Annotated in this window: 2 protein-coding genes; both read left to right on the plus strand. The window is 52.9% G+C overall.

What is annotated here, in order from left to right:
• A partial coding sequence (locus ACRDDY_RS10155; RefSeq protein WP_438564839.1) for a cytochrome c-type biogenesis CcmF C-terminal domain-containing protein occupies positions 1-425 on the plus strand: 425 nt, incomplete at its 5' end.
• Complete coding sequence (locus tag ACRDDY_RS10160; protein WP_438564840.1) at positions 413-946, plus strand: DsbE family thiol:disulfide interchange protein; 534 nt, start codon at positions 413-415, stop codon at positions 944-946. The genes ACRDDY_RS10155 and ACRDDY_RS10160, both read left to right, overlap by 13 nt.
• Positions 947-1,028 lie beyond the last annotated feature (82 nt).

Genomic DNA, 1,028 nt, shown 5'->3' on the forward strand with positions numbered 1-1,028 from the left:
TGGCTGGATATAGCCATGAGCGAGGTGCACTGCTGGGTATTGGACAAAGCGTATCAGTCGGCCAGTATGAGCTGCGTTTAGATGCCATTACGCCCGAGCTCGGCCCTAATTTCACTGCGGAACGCTACCATCTCACTGCACTGCAAAATGGTAAAGTATTAGGGAATCTCTATCCTGAACGGCGCCATTACAGCGTACGTGCGATGCAAATGAATGAAACCGGTATTTTGCCGCTTGGCTGCGGGGATTTATATGCCGTGCCAGGGGAAAAGCGCGCACAGCAAATCGCCTTACGGGTGGCTCATAAACCGGGAAGTCGTTGGTTATGGCTGGGTGGAATATTGCTGACTATCGCAGGGCTACTCCCCCTGCGTCGTCGTCAAACAGCCGACGAATGCAATGAGGAGGCCATATGTCCGGAATAAAACGCTGGCTCCCGCTGCTGGCCGGTGGTCTGTTTTTACTGTTACTGCTATGGGCGCTTTACCCTGCGAGTACACCAGTGACCAAGCAGGCCTCAATCGGCACTCTACCCCCGTTGACGCTAACCACACTCAATGGCGAATCGCTCACGACCGATACCCTGCTCGGACAACCTTTTTTGCTCAATGTCTGGGCCAGTTGGTGCACCAATTGCCGTAAAGAGCATGCACTGCTGCAAACACTCAGCGGTCAGCTCCCCATTATCGGATTAAATTACCGTGACACGCCAGACGCCGCGAAAGGATGGCTACACAGCGTTGGCGATCCCTATTCTCATGTTATTGATGACCAACAAGGTCAAGCTGCGTTAGCACTTGGCGTTATCGGCACGCCGGAAAGCTGGCTGATCGGCCCACATGGTGAGGTCTTAGCACGCTATTTGGGACCACTCACATCTGAAATCTGGCAAACACAATTTTTGCCGCACTTATCCGCGAACCGAACAAAGGAGACTGTGCAGTGAAGCCACGCCAGCTACTTCTGATCGTTCTCTGTGCTAACGCTTTCGTTAACAACAGTTTCAGTGTTAACAGCGCTCTGGCTGC

This window comes from Clostridium sp., assembly GCF_051656525.1.
In the GTDB taxonomy this organism is placed as follows: domain Bacteria; phylum Bacillota; class Clostridia; order Clostridiales; family Clostridiaceae; genus Clostridium.

Bases quoted from the DNA above. Each gene is read 5' to 3' on its own strand.
- ACRDDY_RS10160 (WP_438564840.1), top strand. From the start codon at position 413: ATGTCCGGAATAAAACGCTGGCTCCCGCTGCTGGCCGGTGGTCTGTTT.